Annotated in this window: 5 protein-coding genes; all 5 read left to right on the top strand. The window is 33.9% G+C overall.

Going from position 1 to position 6,652, the window contains the following annotated elements:
- A partial coding sequence (gene asp2, locus IDG60_RS03970) for an accessory Sec system protein Asp2 (RefSeq protein WP_206160513.1) occupies positions 1 to 573 on the top strand: 573 nt, incomplete at its 5' end.
- On the top strand, positions 551 to 1,510 hold the full coding sequence (asp3, locus tag IDG60_RS03965; RefSeq protein WP_000916728.1) for an accessory Sec system protein Asp3: 960 nt from the start codon (positions 551 to 553) through the stop codon (positions 1,508 to 1,510). The genes asp2 and asp3, both read left to right, overlap by 23 nt.
- Complete coding sequence (gene secA2 / locus IDG60_RS03960) at positions 1,500 to 3,890, top strand: accessory Sec system translocase SecA2 (RefSeq protein ID WP_000680945.1); 2,391 nt, start codon at positions 1,500 to 1,502, stop codon at positions 3,888 to 3,890. Before asp3 ends, secA2 begins: the two co-directional genes overlap by 11 nt.
- Before the next feature lie 17 nt (positions 3,891 to 3,907).
- Positions 3,908 to 5,416 (top strand): accessory Sec system glycosyltransferase GtfA, encoded by a 1,509-nt coding sequence (gene gtfA / locus IDG60_RS03955; protein WP_031793445.1) that lies wholly within the window; start codon positions 3,908 to 3,910, stop codon positions 5,414 to 5,416.
- Positions 5,409 to 6,652 (top strand): accessory Sec system glycosylation chaperone GtfB (gene gtfB / locus IDG60_RS03950; RefSeq protein ID WP_206160512.1); only part of this gene is annotated, 1,244 nt, incomplete at its 3' end. The genes gtfA and gtfB, both read left to right, overlap by 8 nt.

The raw sequence follows: 6,652 nt of genomic DNA, 5'->3' as shown, positions 1-6,652 counted from the left end.
TTTTATATCGGTTCATCTGAATATGAACAAGGTATTATCAATGTTATTGACGAGACATTAGAAAAGCTGAATTTTAAATCACATGAATTAATATTATCTGGTTTATCTATGGGTTCATTTGGTGCCTTGTATTATGGTGCTCAGTTAAATCCTCAGGCAATTATTGTTGGTAAACCACTTGTTAATATTGGAACGATTGCTGAACATATGCGATTACTTAGACCAGAAGAGTTCGGTACAGCATTAGACGTCCTGGTGTCTAATGAAGGTGATACATCTCAAGCGTCGATAAAGGCATTAAATCAAAAATTTTGGCAAACATTTCAAAAGAAATCATTGTCACAAACTGTTTTTGCCATAGCATATATGCAACATGATGATTATGATCCACATGCATTTCAAGAGCTATTACCTGTATTGACAGCACACCAAGCAAGAGTGATGAATCGCAGTATTCCTGGGCGACATAATGATGATTCACCTACCATTGCAAGTTGGTTTGTTAATTTTTACAACATTATTTTGGAAGACAAGTTTGGGAGAGTTCAACATGCTGAAAAACAAAACATTTAAAGTTACTTGGAATTATATTTCACAAACTACATTTATGTATGGCTCTAAAGTATCATTTTCAAATGGTGAAGTGACTTTTATAAATCCTTTGATGCCCTCTGGATTACCGATTCATGAGTGGTTGATGTTAAAGCAATTTTCAAAATATAAAAGTGCGCCAAGTTTACCAATTTTGCGTAGAGGACAGCATTATAAATTGCATTTTGATTTTGATGCAACGCCTGCTGGTTCAGTGTATTTTATCATCATTTTTTATAATAAAAATGGCACAAAACTAAGTACTGAGATTGTAAAGTCAAATAGTATTACGATTCAATATCCTGATGAAGCCTATGCTTATAAAATAAAAATGATGAATGCAGCATCGACGAGTCTAATATTTAGATGTTTAACAATTACAGAGATGACGCATCAAGATGATTTAGAGTATAAAAGCATGCGGGTGACGAAGATAGACGATAACCAATATGGAAATGATAGGATCAATGTCATTATTGCAGAACCATCTGACACCTATCCAACTATTTCGAATGATTTTTTGAAACTGTTTGGTCATGTTTGGCTCGTTGAACGTTGGATGGACGACGATATCAAGGAAAATATTAAGCAACTAAAGGATGATTTGCAAAGTCAAGATACCCTAACGGCTATTAATTTGATTAGTTATGGGTCAAAGTCAAATGTTTTTGCAACTTATGTCGCTCAGCATTTAGATTGCAAAGTATATCGTACAAGCCATGAAGATGATGATTTAAAAGAATGGCTTACAGAACATGTCCCAGGAAATAATGAACTAAAAGATACAAATGTCGAGTTTTATTTTAAAGAAGAGCAAGACAACCATCTAAATTATATGTCACGTTTAATGAATCCAGTACGATTTTTAGATTACTTAGATGTATCGAAACTGAATGGTGGGGAAGTAAATGAAACATAAACTAGATGTTACGATAAACGAATTAAGACTAAAGTCGATTAGAAAAATAGTGAAACGCATCAATACATGGAGCGATGAAGTTAAATCATATTCTGATGATGCGTTAAAACAAAAGACAATAGAATTTAAAGAACGTTTAGCATCAGGAGTTGATACACTAGATACATTGTTACCTGAAGCTTATGCAGTGGCACGTGAAGCGAGCTGGAGAGTATTAGGTATGTATCCTAAAGAAGTTCAGTTAATCGGAGCGATTGTATTGCATGAAGGTAACATTGCGGAGATGCAAACAGGCGAAGGTAAAACATTAACGGCAACGATGCCTTTATATTTAAATGCTCTTTCGGGAAAAGGAACATATTTAATTACAACGAATGATTATTTAGCGAAGCGAGATTTTGAAGAGATGCAACCATTATATGAATGGTTAGGTTTAACTGCTTCATTAGGTTTTGTTGATATTGTGGATTATGAGTATCAAAAAGGGGAAAAACGTAATATATATGAACATGATATTATATATACAACTAATGGACGTCTCGGTTTTGATTATTTAATTGATAATTTGGCTGATAGTGCGGAAGGGAAATTTTTACCACAATTAAATTACGGTATTATTGATGAAGTGGATTCAATCATTTTAGATGCTGCTCAAACACCATTAGTTATTTCGGGTGCACCAAGATTACAATCAAATCTATTTCATATTGTGAAAGAGTTTGTAGATACATTGATTGAAGACGTGCATTTTAAAATGAAGAAGACCAAAAAAGAAATATGGCTGTTAAATCAAGGTATTGAAGCGGCACAATCATACTTTAATGTTGAAGATTTATATAGCGAACAAGCGATGGTCCTAGTGCGTAATATTAATTTAGCACTGCGCGCACAATATTTGTTTGAATCTAATGTCGATTACTTTGTATATAATGGTGATATTGTTTTAATTGACCGTATTACAGGTCGTATGTTACCGGGAACTAAGTTGCAAGCTGGACTTCACCAAGCTATTGAAGCGAAAGAAGGTATGGAGGTTTCAACAGATAAAAGTGTTATGGCAACAATTACCTTCCAGAATTTATTTAAACTTTTTGAATCATTTTCAGGTATGACAGCTACAGGAAAATTAGGCGAATCAGAGTTCTTTGATTTGTATTCAAAAATAGTCGTACAAGCACCAACTGATAAAGCGATTCAACGTATCGATGAACCAGATAAAGTGTTTCGTTCAGTTGATGAGAAAAACATCGCGATGATTCATGATATAGTTGAACTTCATGAAACGGGGCGACCGGTTTTACTCATAACGAGAACTGCTGAAGCGGCTGAATACTTTTCGAAAGTATTATTCCAAATGGATATTCCTAATAATTTACTCATTGCGCAAAATGTTGCAAAAGAAGCGCAGATGATAGCTGAAGCAGGGCAAATTGGTTCCATGACTGTTGCGACTAGTATGGCAGGTCGAGGCACAGATATTAAACTTGGTGAAGGTGTCGAAGCATTAGGTGGATTAGCTGTTATTATTCATGAACATATGGAAAATAGCCGTGTAGACAGGCAATTACGTGGTCGTTCTGGTAGACAAGGGGATCCGGGATCATCTTGTATATATATTTCACTAGATGATTATTTAGTTAAGCGATGGAGCGATAGTAATTTAGCGGAAAATAATCAATTATATTCATTAGATGCACAACGATTATCGCAAAGTAATTTGTTTAATCGCAAAGTTAAGCAAATTGTAGTTAAAGCGCAGCGTATCTCGGAAGAACAAGGGGTTAAAGCTCGTGAAATGGCTAATGAATTTGAAAAAAGCATTAGTATACAGCGAGATCTTGTATACGAGGAACGCAATCGAGTTTTAGAAATAGATGATGCTGAGAATCGAGATTTTAAAGCGTTAGCTAAAGATGTATTTGAAATGTTTGTAAATGAGGAAAAGGTGCTAACAAAATCGCGTGTTGTCGAGTATATTTATCAAAATTTAAGTTTCCAATTTAATAAAGATGTGGCTTGTGTTAATTTTAAAGATAAGCAAGCAGTAGTGACATTTTTATTAGAGCAATTTGAAAAGCAATTAGCTTTGAATCGTAAAAACATGCAAAGTGCATATTATTATAATATTTTCGTTCAAAAAGTCTTTTTGAAAGCAATTGATTCATGTTGGTTAGAACAAGTCGACTATTTACAACAATTAAAAGCAAGCGTTAATCAACGACAAAATGGGCAACGTAACGCTATTTTTGAATACCATAGAGTTGCATTAGATTCATTTGAAGTTATGACACGAAATATCAAAAAAAGAATGGTGAAAAATATTTGTCAAAGCATGATTACATTTGATAAAGAGGGTATGCCAGTTATACATTTTCCATAAATGAAAAGGGGTAGCGCATGACAATATATAATATAAACTTTGGTATAGGCTGGGCGAGTAGCGGTGTTGAATATGCACAAGCTTACCGTGCTAAATTATTGAGACGTACAAATCAAGACACTAAATTTGTGTTTTTAGATTTTATACAGTCAGAGAACATACAGACATTAACGCAAAACATTGGGTTTAAAGATCAAGAAGTTATTTGGTTGTATCAGTATTTTAGTGATATTTCTATAGCACCAACAACGTACACGTTAGATGACATTGAACGTGAGCTTGGTCATGAAATTAGTTTTAGAGAAAGAAATGGTAAGATAGTCCGTCTATATTTTAATGGGAAATCATCATTTGTAACATGTTATCTACAAAATGAACAAAAAGATGTTGTGGATCGTGCAGAATTTGTAATTAATAGTATGTTAGTACGTAAAGATTTTTATAGTTATACGCGTATATTTTCTGAGTATTATGCACCAGCTGATAATAAAGCGAAATTATATATGCGACAATTCTATAATGAAGATGGTTCCATCGCTTATAACGAATATATTGATGGAGACAGCTCTATATATGTGTTTGAAGATGCGGTGTTGTATAACAAAACGGAATTTATTGCATACTTTTTACAACGATTGAATTTAACCCGAGACGATATTGTCATATTAGACCGCGCTTCTGATATTGGTCAGGCTGTTTTGCAGCATAAAGGTGATAGTAAAGTTGGTGTTGTGATTCATGCTGATCATTATAGTAATAATATGATGAGCGAGCAGCATATACTATGGAACAATTATTATGAATATCAATTTTCAAAAGCTAAATACATTGATTTCTTTATTACAGCAACAGATATTCAAAATCATATGGTTTGTCGACAATTTGAGCAATATCAAGGTTATCGTCCACGTGTCTATACTATTCCGGTGGGAAGCATTGATGCGTTATCATATCCTAAATTATCAAGAAAGCCATATGCGATGATTAGTGCATCTCGTTTAGCAAATGAGAAACATATTGATTGGCTTGTCAAAGCGGTTATCGTGGCTAAACGACAAGTGCCAGAATTAACATTTGATATTTATGGAGAAGGTAGCGAGAAGACGCGACTGCGTAAAATTATTGATACACACCGCGCACAAGATTATATTCGTTTACTAGGGCATGTTAAACTTGATGAAATTTATAATGATTATGAGTTATTTCTTTCTGCATCAACTAGCGAAGGTTTTGGGTTAACACTAATGGAAGCGGTAGGCTCAGGACTAGGTATGATTGGATTAAATGTGAATTATGGTAACCCAACCTTTATTCGAGATGGGGAAAATGGCTACTTGGTACCTTTTGATACCGACGAAGATAGTGTGGATGATGTTATCGCAAAACTAGCTCATGCCATTGTAATGTATTTTAACAATGGTCCCCAGGCACCACATGACATCTCTTATGAAGTGGCACAGCAATTTATGACTCAAGATATTATTTTAAAATGGGAAACATTACTTCAAGAGGTGCTACATGATTAAATTATTTGATTACTTTAACGATCATTCACGAAAGTTATATGAGTCTTTTAAAGCCAGTAAGTTGGAAGAAGATTTAACAATTGTACTCAATGACAATGGCTTTTTACCGGACGATGTTATATCACCGTATCAATTTTTTGCAGATAATCATAATACAGAAAATATGAAACCACGATTTTTTAATCAGGTTACTGTACCAGCTTTTTGGGAAATTAAAGGTAACAACAATTCGGCTACAATTAATGATATGGGACGTCTACGAGGCAAAATATTTTATCAAAGTGGAGAGCGCCCTAGAATTGTTAGTCGTGTCGAATGGTTTGATGACCAACAACGTGTCCGATTTGTCGATTATTATTCTAAGAATGGTATTAAATTTGCACAAACTGTTTACGATTTAAATCGTAAAGCGATCTTGAAGAAATATATGACAGCAGAAGGTAAAGAAGTGATTTATGAAAATTTTGTAACATCTGATGTCATATTGGATTGGCAAGGGAAGTCTTACTTTTTCCCTTCAAAGCTCGCATTCGTATTATTTTTTATCAAGCAACTTGAAATTACGGAACATCATTTCGTTATTAACTCACTAGCCCTACCATTTTCAGTGTTATATAATTTGCCATCAAAAGGTAGTGATGTTTTGGTATGGCAAGAACACTGTAATGGTAATGTCCCGGGAAATATGCAATTGATGTGTAAAGGTGATATGAAACGACATTGTAATATTATTATTCCAGATAAAAACGAATATGAAACGATGCTCAATATAGCAGACGCAAAGGTTCAATCTCGTATTTTACAAGGCGGATATCTATATAACTATCGTAGTCGTAATAGATATACTAAAGAAATTGTAATATTAACTAACTCGGATCAACTTCGTAACATCAAGGTATTGGTTGAAACTTTACCAGATTTTAATTTTCACATCGCTGCTATTACAGAGATGTCTGATAAGCTAATGCAACTTGATCAATATGCTAATGTGCACTTATACCCATCTATTAATATTGACAGGGTAAATGAACTATACCAGTTATGTGATATTTATCTTGATATCAATGAGGGTAATGAAATTTTAAATGCGGTGGAACAAGCGTTTGACTATGAGTTGTTGATTTTAGGTTATCGTCAAACCGCACACCATGCTAAAGTAACATTATCAGAGCACTTATTTGAGCATAATGATGAGATAACAATGGAAAGTAAAGACCAATTAATACAAATGTTAGA

It is taken from the genome of Staphylococcus sp. EG-SA-2 (assembly GCF_017152085.1).
This window is presented reverse-complemented; position numbering and strand designations above follow the sequence as displayed.